The organism is uncultured Muribaculum sp., from assembly GCF_910583865.1.
GTDB lineage: Bacteria > Bacteroidota > Bacteroidia > Bacteroidales > Muribaculaceae > Muribaculum.
In genome coordinates, this window is the sequence record NZ_CAJTYX010000002.1 from 1 (window position 1) to 17,478 (window position 17,478).

Annotated in this window: 14 protein-coding genes, 1 tRNA gene and 1 pseudogene; 7 read left to right on the top strand and 9 right to left on the bottom strand. The window is 47.5% G+C overall.

Annotated elements, in window-relative coordinates; translation table 11 throughout:
- Positions 1–272 (bottom strand): annotated as a pseudogene (locus tag QZ303_RS00600) (cell filamentation protein Fic); the annotation flags it as partial.
- A gap of 123 nt (positions 273–395) precedes the next feature.
- Here QZ303_RS00600 and QZ303_RS00605 point away from each other — a divergent pair.
- On the top strand, positions 396–1,310 hold the full coding sequence (locus QZ303_RS00605; protein ID WP_363322812.1) for an IS982 family transposase: 915 nt from the start codon (positions 396–398) through the stop codon (positions 1,308–1,310).
- Between the two features lie 25 nt (positions 1,311–1,335).
- On the opposite strand, the gene QZ303_RS00610 is transcribed toward QZ303_RS00605, so the two are convergent.
- From QZ303_RS00610 to QZ303_RS00620, 3 genes are all read right to left on the bottom strand, one after another.
- Positions 1,336–2,196 carry a DNA adenine methylase gene (locus QZ303_RS00610; RefSeq protein WP_295727791.1) on the bottom strand — a complete coding sequence of 287 codons (861 nt, stop codon included), beginning with the start codon at positions 2,194–2,196 and terminating at the stop codon, positions 1,336–1,338.
- A 9-nt stretch (positions 2,197–2,205) separates the two neighbouring features.
- Positions 2,206–3,798: an ATP/GTP-binding protein gene (locus QZ303_RS00615; RefSeq protein WP_295727793.1), complete on the bottom strand. Its 1,593-nt coding sequence runs from the start codon at positions 3,796–3,798 to the stop codon at positions 2,206–2,208.
- An 878-nt stretch (positions 3,799–4,676) separates the two neighbouring features.
- Positions 4,677–4,748 (bottom strand) — tRNA-Arg (locus QZ303_RS00620).
- A gap of 259 nt (positions 4,749–5,007) precedes the next feature.
- On the opposite strand from QZ303_RS00620, the gene ung reads away from it, so the two are divergent.
- The 6 genes from ung to QZ303_RS00650 are packed head-to-tail and all read left to right on the top strand — an operon-like array spanning position 5,008 to position 9,672.
- Positions 5,008–5,682, top strand: coding sequence for a uracil-DNA glycosylase (gene ung / locus QZ303_RS00625; protein ID WP_295727795.1), 675 nt, complete (start codon positions 5,008–5,010; stop codon positions 5,680–5,682).
- A 20-nt stretch (positions 5,683–5,702) separates the two neighbouring features.
- The gene (locus QZ303_RS00630) at positions 5,703–6,122 is read left to right on the top strand and encodes a C-GCAxxG-C-C family protein (protein WP_295727797.1); all 420 of its coding nucleotides are present in this window, start codon (positions 5,703–5,705) and stop codon (positions 6,120–6,122) included.
- Between the two features lie 25 nt (positions 6,123–6,147).
- Entirely contained in the window at positions 6,148–7,425 is a 1,278-nt protein-coding gene (locus tag QZ303_RS00635; protein ID WP_295727951.1) for a DUF5103 domain-containing protein, read from the top strand.
- Between the two features lie 45 nt (positions 7,426–7,470).
- Complete coding sequence (locus QZ303_RS00640) at positions 7,471–8,055, top strand: DUF3109 family protein (protein ID WP_295727953.1); 585 nt, start codon at positions 7,471–7,473, stop codon at positions 8,053–8,055.
- Positions 8,045–8,815 (top strand): polyphenol oxidase family protein, encoded by a 771-nt coding sequence (locus QZ303_RS00645; protein ID WP_295727799.1) that lies wholly within the window; start codon positions 8,045–8,047, stop codon positions 8,813–8,815. Before QZ303_RS00640 ends, QZ303_RS00645 begins: the two co-directional genes overlap by 11 nt.
- Positions 8,816–8,871: 56 nt before the next feature.
- Positions 8,872–9,672 carry an RNA methyltransferase gene (locus QZ303_RS00650; protein ID WP_295727800.1) on the top strand — a complete coding sequence of 267 codons (801 nt, stop codon included), beginning with the start codon at positions 8,872–8,874 and terminating at the stop codon, positions 9,670–9,672.
- A gap of 12 nt (positions 9,673–9,684) precedes the next feature.
- Here QZ303_RS00650 and QZ303_RS00655 read toward each other — a convergent pair whose 3' ends face one another.
- From QZ303_RS00655 to QZ303_RS00675, 5 genes are all read right to left on the bottom strand, one after another.
- Entirely contained in the window at positions 9,685–11,178 is a 1,494-nt protein-coding gene (locus QZ303_RS00655; RefSeq protein ID WP_295727801.1) for a hypothetical protein, read from the bottom strand.
- Between the two features lie 33 nt (positions 11,179–11,211).
- A complete protein-coding gene (locus QZ303_RS00660) occupies positions 11,212–11,847 on the bottom strand; it encodes a hypothetical protein (protein ID WP_295727802.1) in 636 nt (211 codons plus the stop codon).
- Positions 11,848–11,877: 30 nt separating this feature from the next.
- Positions 11,878–12,756 carry a hypothetical protein gene (locus tag QZ303_RS00665; RefSeq protein WP_295727803.1) on the bottom strand — a complete coding sequence of 293 codons (879 nt, stop codon included), beginning with the start codon at positions 12,754–12,756 and terminating at the stop codon, positions 11,878–11,880.
- Between the two features lies 1 nt (position 12,757).
- Complete coding sequence (locus QZ303_RS00670; protein WP_295727804.1) at positions 12,758–15,265, bottom strand: caspase family protein; 2,508 nt, start codon at positions 15,263–15,265, stop codon at positions 12,758–12,760.
- 102 nt (positions 15,266–15,367) lie between these two features.
- Positions 15,368–17,473, bottom strand: a complete 2,106-nt coding sequence (locus tag QZ303_RS00675) for a WD40 repeat domain-containing protein (RefSeq protein ID WP_295727805.1) — start codon at positions 17,471–17,473, stop codon at positions 15,368–15,370.
- Between the last annotated feature and the right edge of the window lie 5 nt (positions 17,474–17,478).

Consider the following 17,478-nt stretch of genomic DNA (forward strand, 5'->3'; position numbering starts at 1 on the left):
TGTAACAGACCGCTCTCATACAACTGATATGCTTTTTTACGGCTTTGCCCGTCCAATGTATTGTCACTATATGTGAACCAATCAAGAAATTCATTTGCCCGATTGTTAGGATAATGTTTAGCCAATAGCGAAACACCTTCACCGTTAAGCACATCCGCGATACGGAGTTTACCATCAGGAGCCTCAAATTTGAACTTGTGAGTGTCACTCACGACTTCAATACCTTCTTTCAGCAATTTGCGTTTAAGCCACCTCCAATAGTTTCCTGATTTTTCAAATTAAATAGATTTAGCTTAACGTGAGTTCGATGAAAATTAAGTAGTTGAAAAATTGGTGATTAGCGATAAAAGTATTAATTTTAAAGTACTCAATTTCAAACAAATACTCTTATCGCTATGCTCACCGATGACAAAATTACCGAAATTTTTGTGATGGCAGACGAATTCTGCAAGGTTTTTAATGCAATGTTACATCGCAGGGGGCTTGAAGAACCTCGCAAAGACAAAATGCGGGAATATCACCGAGACGGTCGTCTGTCACAAGCCGAGGTTATCCTCATCATGATCATGTTCCACTGTTCCAATCACAAATGCCTGAAACACTTTTATCTTAACGAGATCTGCGTCAGATACAGGCATTTGTTTCCCCGGGTTGTTTCTTACAACAGATTTACGGAACTGGAGAAGTCCGTAGTCGTGCAGTTTGTCATCTTCGTCAAGAAGTGCCTGTTGGGCAAATGCACAGGCATCTGCTTTGTAGACAGTACATTGCTGCGGGTGTGCCGCAACCAACGCATACACATGCACAAGGTTTTCAAGGGCATTGCGCAACGTGGCAAGTGCTCGTTGGGGTGGTTCTACGGCTTCAAGTTGCATCTGATATGCAATGACAAAGGAGAGATTCTGAACTTCATGATTACTCCCGGTGATGTAGATGACCGCGAACCGTTAAAAATGAGGTCATTTGTTGAGTTTATATACGGTAAACTTGTCGGAGACAAAGGGTATATCGGCAAAGACCTGTTCAACAAACTTTTCATTGACGGCATACAGATGATTACCAAGCTGAAAAACAACATGAAAGGCGGAGTGAGGTCAATGTACGACAGAATCCTGCTGAGAAAGAGGGCTATAATCGAGACTATCAACGATGAACTGAAAAATATAGCCCAGATAGAACACTCCCGACATCGATCATTCCCAAATTTCATCGTAAATCTGATCGGAGGAATCGCAGCATACTGCCTGTTCCCGAAGAAACCAATGATCAATCTTGAACGCGTCTATGATAATCAGCTGACGCTCTTTTGATTATTTTCATCGAACTCACGTTAGCTTAACATAAACGTTTAGGATTTTTGAGATAATTGATAGAATCTTCAAACCTCAACAGATGAGAGCATATCAATATTTCTGTATCAGTCCTATTGGACGCGCATTGTGATAGCCTATATAAGACACTTTCATATATCGAGTACAACTCTTTTATGATATCTTGGTTATCATATGAAATGAGCCATTTCTTGCGAAGTTTAGCTACTGCATTTCGTAATGCAATATGATCCTCACGGATGAAATAGTTCATGTAAAGTTCTGCTCCTTTTTTGACATACGGAGGATCAAGATATACAAAAACATCATTATGTTTACGATTGATTTTCCTAAGAAAATCCATTCCTTCTAAATTAGAAATCTCTATGCGCTTTTTATATTGTGCAATTTTCTCAATACGATCAATCAAATCAACTTTCTTAAACCTCGCATCAATCTTGTATTTGCCGAGCTGTTCATTTCCTCCAATTGGACCTCCAGTAATAATACCTGATACGTTGGTGCGATTTAGGAAAAATGTCGCCTTTGCTAATTCAAATATATCTTCTCTCCTTTGTGTATAAACTTGTTTCGCCCACTCCCAAGTACGCATGGATACCTCAACATCCCTTATCCATTGACAAAGTCTATCCGTTTCGTTAATAACAGCGTGCCAAAAAGCATATATGGCCCTATCGTAATCGTTGATATATATTTTATCTACGAATCCTTCAAGAAGAAGATGCAATGCCAACCCGGCGCCGCCGGCAAAAGGTTCAGCATAGCTACACCCAACCATATGGTTCATTTCTAGGAATCGAACCATAAAAGGAAAGATGCAGTTCTTTCCTCCAGGATATCGTAATGGAGAATAATACTGGGCCATTTAATATGATTATCTCTTTACTATTTGAGGTATACTCAATTCCTTTGCTATCTTATTAAACAATTCAACAAAAGAATTTACGAAATCTTGAGCTGCTGTTTTATTTTGATTGGATTCCTTAATCCATCGCCTGATAGATTTGTTACACCATGAGGATGAAATTGCCTCCTGCTGCCTGAACCATTCCTTCGCTTTGACGCGGTCGGCCAAGATATCCTCCAAGTTATAATCACGGAAGCAAACTTGCTTCCTATAATCCGGATGTATTGATGACCAATATGAATCTGCTTCGGGAAGGGCTTCTAGGAAAGATGCAATCAATCTCTCTGGCGATGTAACGGATGGCAACACCAACCAATTATGAGATTTAAGTTTTTGCAGTTTTACCCACAATGCATGGTCTTCTTTGACATCACCGTCAAGAATAACGATGCTGTCAGGGAATGTAAAGGTTGGAATATGTCGCTGTATTAGGTCAACAATAAGATTACAAGAGATTGGCGATTTAATGAAATTCAACCTATTTACAAAACCCTTCAGAAGACATTTTGCCATTTTGACCGCTTCCTCATCTTCCGTATAGACCGGAATCCGAGTTGTCTTGGTTGTAGATATGGAAACTTTCAGCCTATTATCAATTGTGGCGTAGCTTACATCCTGCAATATCGAGATATGGTCATCCTCTTTTTCCAGGTAGACTAACTGAATCTGATTTGCCGTGTGCAGATTCTCTTGCGCCTCCTTGTAGAGGTTGCTTGCTAATTGAAGCAATCTCAAGGAATGGGTGGTGAATACAATCTGTATGCCAAATTTAGATGAATATTTACGAAGAATTTTCAATAATTTCTCTTGGGAGCCAGGATACATTGTCGCATCTAATTCATCTATGAACAATAGACCTCCCTTATAATCCTTTTGGTACTTCTCCTTCAACCTTTTGAACGAGAGAAGTGCTAAAATAATTTTACCAACATTGTCTTGTCCGGCAGAATTAAGCATCCAATCATACCTATCAGTATTGACACCCAAAGTTGTTTTGTTTGAACTTTCCAGGACCTCTGCCGCATTGATATTATCCCTGCTTATGAGAATTTCATTGTGCAATTCTTTGAATAATTGTTTTTCTTCATCAGAAAAAACAGCAGTAGCCTTGGTGTGTATTTTGTTGTCTTCGCCGATAGGCAAGAGACGCTTAAGACTCAGATAGATTACGGGATAACGAAGATAGCCAGAATCTGCTTCGTGCGTTCCCTTTTGCCAAAATCGAGCGGTTCCCTTTCGTTTATCGCGGTTAATGCTCACTACTGTATATGGATCATCATATTTGGTGAAGATAGTCCATTCATGGGAGCCTACTTTGTCATAGACTGGCGATAGCTTGAATTTTTCAGAGAACGATGATTTATAGTTTCCACCACATAGCGGGCTTTCATCAGCCATAAGAGGATGCCTTACCAAACTGAATGGCTGACTAAGTAATCCCAGTAACGTGGTCTTCTGGGTGCCATTCTGTCCGGATATAATAGTAATTTGAGACCCAAGATTAAATCCTACGTCTTCAAAGCCTCGAAAATGCTTAATATGTATCTTTTCTATAATCATCTTAATCGGGGATAAAATATCCTGTCACAAAAGTAGCTAAAAAAATTCACCTTGACAAATCCATTCTACACATACTTGCCATATTATGAGGATTTTGATTCGACAAAATTTTGTTTGGTCAAAATTTATTCCTAATTTTGCAGTTGACAAGACGAGAGAGTTTGTTGCCAACAATTAATCAAAGCACTACGGTGAGGCAATTCGCAGAAGAGCGATGCAAACGGTCTTAGGAGCAGATGTTGGACTTAAAGCGAACAAGGATTGTAAATCTTTGATTTCAAGGATATTCCAAAATATAGGTTTCCCAAGTGGGACCACTTTCGAAATTGATGAAAACCAGTTTGCACTGTACAGCATGTGTGGACTGGTTTTTGTCATATATGATTGAAAAACCGTGGATTAGGCCTGCCACGGACCGCCGCGAGCTATGTACAGCTTGGCGTGGTTCACGCAGTTTGGAGGCCCCGTCAGTCGGATTTGTGCATTTTTTGTTACTGCAAATTTGTGATCATTTTTCGACTGATAAAAAACAATGTATGATAACTGTAAATTACCAGGCTTTCGGAACAAAGGGTTTCCAGTTGAGATTACGTCTCTACCAGGACGGGGAGACGAGGTTCGTTTCGGTCACAAAACTTCTGAAAGGTGCCATACTCAAACGAAACCATGATGATTATCTCACGAGCTTTCACTAATCTTGCACTGATATGAGAAGAGAAATCCTATCAGTTACAGTATGATTGGCTTGGATACCATAGCGCAAGCTGCGGAAAACAGCGATTTTTGTAATGCACCTATCCAGTAAAAAACGCGTAATGTTCACCCCTCCGAAAAGTGTGGAAACAAAAAAGCCAACTTCTGAAAGTTGACTCAATTTGTACTCCCGAAGGGAATCGAACCCTTATCAAAAGAACCGGAATCTTTCATTCTATCCATTGAACTACAGGAGCTTATGCCATTATTTTGACTTGGCAATCTCTTTTGCCAATTTGTGTAGCTCGGTGCTTGTCGGTTATTTTACGCTCTTGCATCGAAGTCTATTGTTCGTATCCATTGATACAGACACGTGGATATTTCAAGGCGTGCAGGTGTCGCATATCCGTCATCTTGACGCTCATGGAAGCTGTCTTGCGAAAGCGTCGGCAAAACTACAAATTATTTCGTATATTTGCAAAATAAAAATTATTTAATTAACGGAGACAATTACTCATGAATGTAAGGATAGACCCTTCGTGGCGAAATGAACTGGCTGAAGAGTGGGGGAAACCATATTTCTTGGCGCTCACGGACTTTGTTAGACATGAATACCGTGCAGGCACAGCATCGATATATCCTCCGGCTGGCAAGATTTTCGCGGCTTTCGATAGTTGTCCGTTCAATGATGTGAAAGTGGTGATTCTTGGCCAGGATCCTTATCATGGTCCCGGTCAGGCCAATGGTTTATGTTTTTCCGTGAATCGTGGGGTAGCGCTTCCACCATCACTTGTAAACATATTCAAGGAGGTAAAAGATGATCTCGGCCTTGCACAGACGCCTGTCGACGGGGATCTCTCGCGTTGGGCACGTCAAGGTGTGCTTTTGCTCAACTCCACGCTTACCGTCGAAGCGCATCGTGCCGCCTCGCATCAGGGACGTGGATGGGAGACCTTTACCGACGCTGTAGTACATCGTCTGAACGATGACCGCGACGGTCTCGTTTTCATTCTTTGGGGAAGCTATGCAATAAAGAAAGGTGCTTTCATCGACCGTACACGCCATTTGGTGATAGAGTCGGCCCATCCTTCGCCGTTGTCTGCCTATAGGGGATTTTTCGGATCACGTCCATTCAGCCGTGCCAATGATTACCTTGTCAAGCATGGTAAGACTCCGATTGACTGGAAATAAGTATTATCGAATTCATAGATATGGAATATACACTTGAATCACGGCTTGAACGAGCCAGAGGTCTTAGAAAGCAGGGACATACATGTTCGCAATGTGTCGTAATGGTATTTGATGACGTGCATCGCCTTCCGGAAGCCGCTGCCGCATCGGTGTCCATCGGTCTTGGCGGCGGGATAGGGGGTCAGCATCAAGCTTGCGGCACGGTAACAGGTATGGCCATGGTCAGCGGATTCTCAGTGCAAGGCAATCCTGCCGAGAAAGCGCGCGCTTATTCGGGAATCAAGGAAATGTGTGCGAAGTTCGCATCAATGAACGGGTCGATTGTTTGTGGTGAACTGCTTGCCGACAAGGCTACCAGAAAGCCATGCATGCAATATATCGAGGACTCAATTACAATACTTCACCACTATCTGGAGGATGCCGGCAACGTGGTGGAATAGCCGCCAAATGTGTGGCTTTTTGCGCATGAGGACCATGTCGGTACTCCTCGCACTCTCCATATGCGGTGTCTCCGCGATTTGCTCGGAAGCGGTCGATACGCACACACGGACGGTTGATGCACGCGTAGGTGCGCTTCAGGTGCATCCCGCAGGGGCGGACATGCTCCCTCCCGTGGTGAGGATTGGAAGCGGACGTGCCATAGAGGTCTCGTTTGACATAATCGGCGACGAGCGTCTTTATCTGCGTTATAATCTGACACATTGCAGCGCTGACTGGCAACCCGATGCCTTGGTCGCAAGCGAATACCTTGATGGGTTCAATGACGCCGAGGTCGACGACTGGGAGTTTTCCGGAGCAACGACTGTGCCGTATGTGCATTATCGTATCGTCATTCCTGATGCTAATATGAATCCCCTCTTGTCGGGCAATTATCTGCTTAAGGTGTATGAGGACGGCAAGCCTGACGACACATTGCTTCAAGCGCGCTTTTCTCTTGAGGAAGGGGCTGTAGGCATCTCGGCGCAAGTATCAGGTGTGACCGACATAGACTATATGCAGGCTCATCACCAGCTTGAGATAGACGTAGACGGGGGAGATTTACTGAGTATGGATGACATTAACAATCGTTTGACAATCAAGGTGCGCCAGAATAGCCGAGAGGACGACGTGCGCACATTGTCCCGTCCTACTTATGCCGATGGGCGTGGGAGCAACGGTGGCGTATGTGCGCATTATTCCCATCAGCGACCGCTGATATTCAAGGCCGGTAATGAATACCGCAGGTTTGAGACCGTGTCGACAGACCATCCTAATATGGGAGTGACCGAGGTGGTATATGCCGACCCGTATTATCATTTCCGGTTACAGGACGATTCACTGAGGCACGCTTATGCATACGACCGCACTCAACAGGGCCGTTATCGCGTGCGTGAGCTTAATTCCCCGAATGGTGCTACCGGGGCCGACTATGCGGTGGTGCACTTTACGCTGGCAATGCCTGAGATAAAGGATGCCGATGTGTATGTCGACGGCGATCTTACCAACCGCAGGCTTGATTCGGCATCGCGTATGCATTATGACAGCTCTGCAGGTGTATATCGCCATGCAATGCTGCTAAAGCAGGGAAGTTACAACTATCAGTATCTTGTCGTGCCGGGAGGAGATTCGGTTGGGCGAACAACTCCTGTGGAGGGAGATTTCTCCTCGACTGTAGACGAATATCGTGTCGATGTCTATTACCGTGCGCCCGGTGTCCGCTACGACCGTCTGATCGGCAGCCGGACAGTGATGTCCATCCAATAATATTTGCGACATAATTTAATGGAAACAGAAAAGGAAGAAGTAATAATGCTACAGATTCAGAATACCCTGGTATCGCTCGACCTTGCTGAGCGGTTTTTCTGTTGCGACCTTTCTAAGTGCATGGGTGAATGCTGTATCGAGGGCGATGCCGGCGCTCCCATCACCAAGGATGAGTATGAAAAGCTCAAGGAGGTGTTCCCGGTTGTCAGCGACGATCTTACTCCTGCCGGGAGGAAGGCAATAGAGGCGAATGGAGTGGGCTATGTGGATGAGGAGGGTGATCTCGTCACCACTATAGTCGACGGTCGTGACTGCGCGTTTTGCACCTATGGCCCTGGCGGGGTGTGTCTGTGTGCTGTGGAAAAAGCTTACCGAGAAGGCCGCATATCCGATTTCCGCAAGCCGGCTTCTTGTGCGCTTTATCCTGTAAGGATTACGCGTTACCCTACGTTTACGGCTGTGAACTATCATAGATGGAAGGTGTGCCGTGCCGCTGAGGTTCTCGGACGCAAGGAGGGAATCAGGCTTTATCAGTTCCTTGCCGGCCCGCTTATTGAATATTTCGGCAAGGAATGGTACGACGAACTCTGCATGGCCTGTGACGCTTATCTTGAACAATATGGAAAATGATGGACGTCGCTCCCTTGAGATTCCGGTCAAGCCTCTCTACGATTCTCCGCAAGTGATTGCCGCCACCACTTCGCGCGGCTTGCATTCTGATTCTGATCCATACTCAGGCTTCTCGCTATGTCATTATGTAGGCGACCGCAAGGGGCATTGGACGCAATGCCGAAGAGCGTTGGCACGGTATCTTGGAATATCGTCCGAATACCTTGTAGTGCCGAGGCAGACTCATAGTGTGCGAGTAGCTTTGATAGGGGAGTTGCCTGCCGGCGATGACTGTCTTGACGGGGTTGATGCGGTGGTCACGAAGTTGCCGCGTGTGGCGGTAGGTGTGAATACGGCTGACTGTCTGCCTTTGCTTCTGTTTGACGAGCATGCGCATGTAATAGCGGCTGTTCATGCCGGATGGCGCGGTGCTGTAGGAGGGATTGTCGACAATGCTCTTGATGTGATGATACAGGCCGGTGCGCATATCGGAGACATCCATGCGTACATTGCTCCGCATATCGGCGCATGTTGTTTCGAAGTGGGCGATGAGGTTGCGGCCCGGTTTGACTCCGATGATGTGACGCGGATGGCAGGAAGGCGTCCTCATGTCAGCTTGGCGTCGTCGGTAGTCCGTTCGCTCATGGGATTCGGTTTGCTTGCGGATAATATCATCTCCTCTGGCGAATGCACTCGCTGTACTCCCGGACGTTATTTCTCTGCGCGTGCTCTCGGCATCGCGTCAGGACGCAATTTCTCATTCGTAATGCTAAAAGAGTGAGTTGATTAATCCCTCAAAAAAATAGCGGTATTGTTCCGCTTCCAGGTAAGTAAGATATGATTATAAGGATTGAAAGTCTCGATATAAAGGGTGTGGAGGTATTCGCTTCTCTTACTGAGGCTCAGTTGCGCAATCGCCTTGACCCTTCTCAGGCCATTTTCATAGCCGAGAGTCCTAAAGTTATAGGTGTGGCGTTGGATGCCGGTTATCAGCCCCTGTCGCTGTTGTGTGAGGAACGTCATATTACCGGCGACGCATCCGGCATAATAGCGCGTTGCGGCGATATACCGGTATATACCGGAAGCCGCGAACTGCTTGCGAGACTCACCGGATATACGCTTACGCGCGGCGTACTGTGTGCCATGCGTCGTCCTGTGGAGAAAACTACGGAAGAGATATGTGAGGGTGCACGCCGTATCGTGGTGATAGACGGTGTTGTCGACACTACCAACATCGGTGCCATATTCCGCTCTGCCGCCGCACTCGGCATAGATGGTGTGCTCCTCACGACTACATCGTGCGATCCTCTCAACCGGCGTGCGGTGAGAGTGTCGATGGGTTCCGTATTCCTTGTGCCTTGGGGATGGCTCCCTGCCGACGGCTATCGCCGTCTACAGCAGCTTGGGTTCAAGGTAGCCGCTATGGCGCTTACCGACGACTCGGTGAGTATCGATGACGAGAGGCTCATGGCAGAGCCTCGGCTGGCCATAACTATGGGGACTGAAGGTGACGGCCTTTCTGCCGGAGTGATTGCCGAAGCCGACTATGTCGTCAGGATTCCGATGTCGCATTGTGTAGATTCGTTGAATGTCGCAGCCGCTTCTGCTTTAGCTTTCTGGCAGCTTCGTTCCAGATAGTCTCCGCTTTATCTATTGATGTGCGTCGGAGCAATAAACGTTGTCAATAACGGGCGATTCATTGACGTAAACGGGCATGCACTGGCCCGTAGAGGCTCCTATATATGTTGGATCGGAGATGAGGTAGCGCTTCCCGTCATAATGGTAGGAGTCTCCGGATAAAAGTTCGTCCATTACCACCGAGGCGCTTTCATGGCCAGGATAGCCTATGAGGTGATTAGGAATCCCGAGTACGTTCCAAAGCATATAGGTATAGAAGATTGCTCGATCCTCACAGTCATTCTTCGGATAGAATAGGTTCTCTTCGAGGAAATAAGGTTTCTCATAGCCGTGAAATTCCTCGTCAGTCGCATAATCAAAGCCGTTTTGAATGAATTTCAGAAGCTCGTCGACGGCTTGTGGCAGCGGCTTTCCGGCGAGTTGAGATGAAAGTTGGGCGACAATCTCGTCACGTACCTGAGGCTGCACGGTTGAACGTGCAAAATCTCCTACGCGCATGAGAGGATAGCGGCGTAGTACCGGGAATATGTTGGCATTTATATCACCTTCGATATGAAGTGTGCCGTTGTCAATCTTGTAGTGATGTGGACGATAAGGCAGCGCAAGATTGTTCATAGTGCAATCGATATCGGCCAAAGACCCGTCGGATGTCACATCGCATGTACTTATGCCCATGTGTGCATAGTCAAAGTCACCGGCTTTCTTGTCGGTGAATATGTAATATTTTTTCCCGTCCAGCTTCAAAAAAGGATGTTCGGCTATATCTTGTTTCAAAGGCACGAGAAGTATTCCCGAGCGTTCGCAGGTCAGTCCAAGCCGTACATCGTATCCTAACCCGACTAATAGGAAATGTGATAGAGACGCGCGTGACGCGCTGCTTGACGAAGCATATCTGTCAGTCACATAGTCACGGATCAGTTCCAATGTAAGATAATCATTGAGATTTAATTCTGAGGCCAGTGAACGCAGTGAGCCAAGTAGGGCCATAGCTTTCTTGCTCTTGCATAATTGACGCCAGCGCGTTGCCAGATCCTGCTTGTCGATCACTGTCCGAGGGATTTCCAATCCTGATTCCGGGATATGCAGAGTTATCCCGTAGAAGTTGAATTCCACTTGTACATCAGTTGCCGCCGCGGTACTCTCGGGCGTGACGGGAGCTTTCGTACGCTCCCTGTCAGCCTGAGATTTGGGTATGTCAGTCGCCGTAGAAGATATCTCTGTTGGAGCTTTCATCTCATGTGGCGACATACGCACTGGAGCATCCTGTATTTTCGGAGCTGTGCGGGGTTTGGGGACGGGAGTGCGTTTCTGGCCGGCAATCACTTCATATTCAGACCATGCGCCGGCCAGGAACTCGTCATAACGCTCATACATCCCGTTGCGGAAGTCATTGTAGCGTTCATATATTCCTCGGCGGAACTCTTCGTAGGATGACGATGTTCCTTGGGCTGTGGCGTGGCTGACCGAGATGGCGGCGATAAATGGAATAAATATATGTAATTTCATCGGTAAGTGTGATTGCCGTAGTTTAGAATATTATTATTCGAAAGCTTCCTGCACGAAACCGGATATTTTCTCGGCATGTGAACGTGCCATGTCGCTCTCCTGAATGGAATTTTCCATTGCTCGCATGCGGGCTTTTGCGGCAGCGTTCTCGCTGATGATGAAATAGGATTGTACTTCATATGTACCGTCAGGATTGGTGCGGATTATGGTGAAGCTTTCTTCCATTTCACCTTTGATCTCTTTCTCGACTTCCCGTTCGTATGCCTGGAAGAAGTTCTCGAATTCTGTAGATGCATCGGCGGTATTGGCGTTAGACTCCGCAAGCACACGTCCGCGTAGGGTTGAACCGGCTTGTTGGCCATAGGTTATGCATGCGTTGTTTGTCGCGATTTGTTTCCCGTTGTTCTTCGATCTGACGGATGTCGCTATTCCGGCCACTTCACGACCGTCATCGCCGAGTTTATATAGCTTTTCATAGTGTCGCATCAAAGTTCCGTCGAGTGTACGCGTCGAGCCGAGAAGTTGCCATCCTTGTTTTTTGTATTCTTTCAACTTTTCTTTTTTCTCTTTCTCAAGACGTTTCATGGCTTTTTTGTCGAGTTCGGCGCCTAAAGCCACCGTGGACATCATGACGCATAGCGTCACCAAGATTGAAATAAATCTTTTCATATGATATCTGATTTTATTGGTTGGTTGATTTCAGGGTACTACGGTAATTCCGATGTTCTTTATCGAAACGGATTGGTCTCTATCGCTGATGCGTTGGAGCCAACGGTTGAAGTCGGTGAGTTTCAGTTGTCGGGGTATAAGTGTTCCGATGGAAGCGTCATTCGGCTTGACGAATCTGTTAGGAGAGTACACTACGCACAGACGGTAATGGTCTAGTTCGGAATCGGCGGTTAACCGCAGTTCGTCGACCAGATGTCTTTCGGCTTCCTTTACGAAGGCCGGGTCGAAGAATATGATGTCGGTGCCCCCTTTCAAGCGCACCGCGTCGGCCGATGCTTCGGAGTAGGGCAGGAGGGTGTTGACTGTGTGGTCGTCTCCAATAAGAAACACTGCGGCATATCCTGCGGACGGCGCATGCATTAGCAGCCGGAAAGAGTCCCCGCTATGGAACTGTTCCGTCGCATCACGGCGGTCCGTTCCATTGCGTAGAGGTATCGCTTCGAACTCCAGTCGTTCGTTGCTCAATGGACGTGCAAATCCGTTTACCTTACATGTGACCGTAAGGCATCCCTCGCTGTCGAATGCGTACTCGTATCGCGGTTCTCCGTCATCGGCAATCCATTCGCCGCGTGCCACACGTTGATGGTCCTGCTGGAAGTACAGATTCTCTTTTCCGTGTGAGGATGTCTCGACCTGTGAGGTTGTGCCGCTTACTATCCATCCGAACTTGTTGCCCACGGCTTCTACGCAAGCCCCGCGATAAGCTTTCTCGCGGCATGCGTCGCGGGATTCATGCCCTTGGCCTATGTAGGTGTATGTGCCGCTCACATGTTCGTTTTTCCCGGCAAACAGTGTGAGGAATGAAACGAATGCAAGCATGGATGTCAATACTCGTGTTATATTGGTCATTTCAGTCTTTTAGTTTCTCGTTGCGCCATTTCCCGGAAAGATGTCCGGAAGCGGAGGCTGTTGGTGTCTGTTTTTTGCTGTTGACGATTACCGACTGGCGGCTTACATTGTCGATTACATAGTCGGAAAGTTCACCGAGAGACACCTTTCCCTTGCTTTCCTGTAGTTTCTTAAGAAGGAAGTATGTGAAAAGTCCATGGGATTTCTCCTTATATGGAAGTGCCGTCTCGCTGTCTGAGGCAGCCGAGAGCACGAACATGTTGCCTTTCGGCACTTCCGCTTTAGGTTTTATTTCCACTCCACGGGCCTGATTGAGCATCTTGCCTTCGCGGGTAGAGCCTGAGAAGCATGCGTCGAGAAACACCAGTACCCGGCGAGTGTCCAGTCCCGCCAGATTATCATAAAGATTCCTGAGCGACAGGCATGTCTCCGTTACCGCAGCGTCTCCGTCGGTCGGAAGCAGGTAGGCATCCTTGGTGGCGTCGTCGGGCACACCGTGGCCGGCATAATAGAATATGAGGTCGGCTTTTCCGGATGTTACCGAGGCGATATTGCGCATGTCGGCCATTGCACGCAGCATTTCGGCAAGCGACGCGTCGTTGTATATGCGGATGTTGCTTTTGGGCAGTCCGAGGGTCAGATTGCAATAATCGGCGAATGAAGCGCCATCATGTGAAGCTGCCTCTACATTGACGGCTTTTGAATAGTTCTCGTTGGCGATAATCATTGCGAATGTATTGGCTGCGTCGGTCTTGTTGACAGGGATATCCCGGTCTACATCACTTGGGGCGTACGTGCGTTTTGACTTGACATGGGCGAGATTTTTCCCTTCTACAGCACTTCCGGAAAGCGTGATTTCCGGTTTTTCTATATCTACAGTGGTAGTCTTTGATGCTGCATCATAGTTTTCCGCGATATAGCTCTTGCCCGATGGCAGAATTACGTTGAGTCGTGCCAGTCTGACCTTGTTGTCATCGATTGAGTAAGTTGGCTCACGCAGTTTGGCCATCTCCCATTCGCTCTTGAATCCTTCGGCTTCTCCATTGTCAAGTGGAACGCGTATCGATACCGGGCCATATGACGTTTCAAGCGTATAGAGTTCGGTGTCGGTGTCGTATGGAAGAAGTCTGGTGTCAGATAATGTCAGACGTCGAGTATAAAGGGTAAGATATTCTTTCTCCGCATCTTTCAGCAATGCGGCTTCACGCTCTTCCATTCCATCGCCGCTTACGCGGTCTATGAATGCTTCCGTTCTCTCGAATTCGCCTTTCTTTGCCCAATCGGCAAGACGTTTCTCTACATAGCTTTTGGCAAAATCGCTGTAGCGCGGCGCATCATTGATTCGTTTATCAGAACTTCCTGAAGCGGAAGCGGAGAACGCGCTTCCATCGACACTAACCATTGCCGGCATATCCTTCTCCGAGACGGGATTGGAGCCTAAAGCCTTGATACGGTTGTTTACTTCGGCGAAACGGTCGAGACGACCGAGGCAGCCATAACTCACTCCTAACGCCTTTAGATATTTCAGCGAGAACGGATCGTTGGCTACCGCCGGTTCGAGATAATTGCATGCCGCCTCGAAAAATTCATTGCTCTGTCGCTTGAACTTGCGCTGGTTTTTCTCGTCGGTCTCGTAAATCATCTGGTTGTAGTTGTCGACGCCCAGGTTGAAGTAGGCGATAGCAACATGCCTTACGATGTTGAGGTTGTCGGGCCGCATTTCCAGAAGCGTCTGATAAGTGTCGAGGGCTTTTTGCAGTTCACCCTGTGACTCATAAAGCTGGCCTTGTATATTGAGCAACTGCTCGTCGCCGGGCTTAAGAATCATCAGTCTGTCGAGCAATCCCTGCAGGTGGTCGGGATTGTGTCCGTTCACACTCGCTTGCACACCTGCGAGCATAAGGTTCTGGTCATCCGGGAAGCGCTTCAGGCCTTCGATAGCCGTTTCCACGGCTTCGTCGAATTGCTTCAGGTTGGCGTGGGAGTGGAGTTTGAAAAGATAGATGCTCGCCAGCTGTTCTGCCGGCCCTACCTTTATGTATTCATCGAAATATTTCAAAGCTTTGGCATAATCTCCTCCGTTAAAGGCTCCGGATGCGGAGATGTAGACCAGTACCGGGTACATCCCTTCCGGTTCGATCAGCTTTTCATCCTTGAAGTCAGGGCGCAGTTTGGCATCTACGTAGGCCGAAGCGAATTTTTTCAACTCAGAATCGTCCTTCCCGGAATAATAAGATGCACCACGAAGAATATCAGGCATGATGTCGGCAAGTATCCCTCGTGCACGATTGCATAGCTCCGAGCCTGGAACGGTCGAGTCAAGAGCTTTTACGGATGCCTGATATGCCTTGTAGGCCAAGGGGTAGATTTTTTCATCGGTTTCGCCGTCATATTTTTGCCATTTGAACTGCTTGTATAGGTCCGTGGCCTGTTCGACGGCTTCTTCGGCACTTTCCGAGGTGACACCCGGAAGCCCCATGACCGGTACTGTCATTGCCGGCATTGGCATGGCTCCAGGTAGTGTTTCCGGATTCTGTGATTGTGAATCCAGCGACATTGCCGCAATCAGCACTGCGAAAAATAATTGTCTGTCCATTATTAAACACTCTTCTTAGAATGCGTCGATGAAAGTGAATTCGGTGGTTATACGTCGGTACTGGCCGCCCTTGTCATGCGCTACATTCACCTCGTAGCGATAATCTGTATTCATTTTGGCAAAGTCATCCACATTGTCGCTTAGATATTTCTTCACACCAAGAGCACGGAGAAGGGCGAGCTGTTCGTTTTGCATTGCTTTGTCGGTAATGGTTATTGATGAGAGGGAGCCATTCATCCACACCGGTACATCGACAATCTCTCCGAACGAGCCGTCATAGGTTATGCCATGGATTATCGGCGATGAATCGGCCGTGCCTGAAATGTTTATCCTCACCTTTTTGCCATCTTTGAGATATTGTGCGAAATCACCTCTGAAAGCTTCTTTGACTATGGTAAGCATGGAGGACGCGGCTCCGGACTGCTCCACATGATACTTCCCGGGAAGGAAATCCTCGTCGGCGGAGAATTCCGGGTCGACTTCGTAAGTAAACTTGACAAGGTAGTTGAGTATGCGCTCACCATCGGCGTTGACATCGGGAACCACACGGGAGTCTACCGTGATGTTCGTGTGGTCGGAAATTACATTCTGCTGTTTCGACCGTTCTACGACATCCTGGCGTATCTCCTGGAGTTTCTTTTCTTCCATCATCTGCTGCTGAATGATTTCAAGCGAGACAACGTTGTCATCTCCGTCCATGAAGCTCAGCGGCATGCGTTCGATATTATCATAGACATATGTCTGTCCGTTGGCTTTGTTGAGCACCTTCGCATAGATAATCTCGAAATTATCATCTGAAAGTACCCCGTAACGTACATCTGAGAAACTTAGACCGTCAGCATCGGTAAATGCTCCGATCTCGCTTTCCGGCACGGGCAGAAGGATGGAAGGCATGGAAGAGAAGTCGAGCTGTAGCATTCCGTTTGTACGGTTGTACTTTCCTAATGATACTTCAGCCATGGATAGTCTGTCTCCTGCCATCTGGGTCGAAATCTCCGACTCGAAAAGGCGTGTCTGTGCGGCTCGGCTCTGTTCGTTGACACGTGCCTGGTATTGTTCAAGTGTCTCTCCCGGTAGCATCTTCATCCACTCGTTCATCCGTTCTGCCACTTGTTCGGCGATTAGCTTGCCGTAATATGGCGCCAGATGCGCCATCCGTCGTGCGTTTGCCGTATTCCCTGAGTTATAGGCCATGAGGACATTACGTCGTGAGTCAGGTATGAAGTGCAGGTCAGATACAGATCCATCGATTATATCATAGGTCTCGCGTTTGCCGTCAAGCAGGTTTATGAGCACTATCTGGGTGGGATCAACTACTACCGCGAGATATTTCCCGTCGAAGTTGTAGTCGCACGATATGCCTTTTCCGAGATCATCAATGCTCTTTTTTATAAGCATCGTGCGTGTGTCGTAGATGCTTGCTACTCCGTCATCGGTCAGCACTGCGAAACGGCTGCTTTCGGTATTGAAAACCATATCGTTGACTTTAGTGCCGAAATCCCATTCCTTGCGCAGCTTCTTGTCATCAAGGTTGTAGATCGCCACCTTGTTTCCTCCGCTTACGGCAAGGAAATAGCCGTTGGGGCTGATTGTCATGGAGGATACTTCGAAAGGAATGTCGAACAGGCCTGTTTCTGAAAATTCGCGTGGCTCTATCTGGTGTATTCCGGTTGTGGTAGCTATGTAGATGTTGCGGGCATCGGGATAATACGCGCCTGCTGTGGGATTGCCGAGTTTTTTATTGTTGAAACGGAATTTCTTATTCGGACCTTTACTGTTGATTGTCCATACTTCGGCTACACTTTTTCCCTTGGTGTTGTATATGGTGATGAAAGTGTTGCCGGCAGGACTCATGGCTATATCGGCGATAGTGTCATTCTTTCCGGCTTCGAACAGTTTTTCACCACGTAAGGTTGTCATCTGCCTGGAGTCGACAGGATAAAAGGCGGAACTATATGTCATCAGTTCCGTGGGATTGAATCCAAGTTTAAAAGAATATTCTTTCTTGGGGATTGGATTATACGCTTTCTTGGCCTCGGCCTTTTTTTCTGCATGCGCCCCATAAGTGAGCGTCGCGGTAGCCATAATAGCTATAGCGACGGTCTTAAACCATTGGTTCATAGTGT

Excerpts from the sequence above, each read along its gene's own strand:
- QZ303_RS00605 (WP_363322812.1), top strand. The coding sequence starts at position 396 with ATGCTCACCGATGACAAAATTACCGAAATTTTTGTGATGGCAGACGAA.
- ung (WP_295727795.1), top strand. The coding sequence starts at position 5,008 with ATGAATGTAAGGATAGACCCTTCGTGGCGAAATGAACTGGCTGAAGAG.
- QZ303_RS00670 (WP_295727804.1), bottom strand. The coding sequence starts at position 15,265 with ATGCCAATGCCGGCAATGACAGTACCGGTCATGGGGCTTCCGGGTGTC.
- QZ303_RS00635 (WP_295727951.1), top strand. The coding sequence starts at position 6,148 with ATGAGGACCATGTCGGTACTCCTCGCACTCTCCATATGCGGTGTCTCC.
- QZ303_RS00645 (WP_295727799.1), top strand. The coding sequence starts at position 8,045 with ATGGAAAATGATGGACGTCGCTCCCTTGAGATTCCGGTCAAGCCTCTC.
- QZ303_RS00610 (WP_295727791.1), bottom strand. The coding sequence starts at position 2,196 with ATGGCCCAGTATTATTCTCCATTACGATATCCTGGAGGAAAGAACTGC.
- QZ303_RS00655 (WP_295727801.1), bottom strand. The coding sequence starts at position 11,178 with ATGAAATTACATATATTTATTCCATTTATCGCCGCCATCTCGGTCAGC.
- QZ303_RS00615 (WP_295727793.1), bottom strand. The coding sequence starts at position 3,798 with ATGATTATAGAAAAGATACATATTAAGCATTTTCGAGGCTTTGAAGAC.
- QZ303_RS00640 (WP_295727953.1), top strand. The coding sequence starts at position 7,471 with ATGCTACAGATTCAGAATACCCTGGTATCGCTCGACCTTGCTGAGCGG.
- QZ303_RS00660 (WP_295727802.1), bottom strand. The coding sequence starts at position 11,847 with ATGAAAAGATTTATTTCAATCTTGGTGACGCTATGCGTCATGATGTCC.
- QZ303_RS00630 (WP_295727797.1), top strand. The coding sequence starts at position 5,703 with ATGGAATATACACTTGAATCACGGCTTGAACGAGCCAGAGGTCTTAGA.
- QZ303_RS00675 (WP_295727805.1), bottom strand. The coding sequence starts at position 17,473 with ATGAACCAATGGTTTAAGACCGTCGCTATAGCTATTATGGCTACCGCG.
- QZ303_RS00665 (WP_295727803.1), bottom strand. The coding sequence starts at position 12,756 with ATGACCAATATAACACGAGTATTGACATCCATGCTTGCATTCGTTTCA.
- QZ303_RS00650 (WP_295727800.1), top strand. The coding sequence starts at position 8,872 with ATGATTATAAGGATTGAAAGTCTCGATATAAAGGGTGTGGAGGTATTC.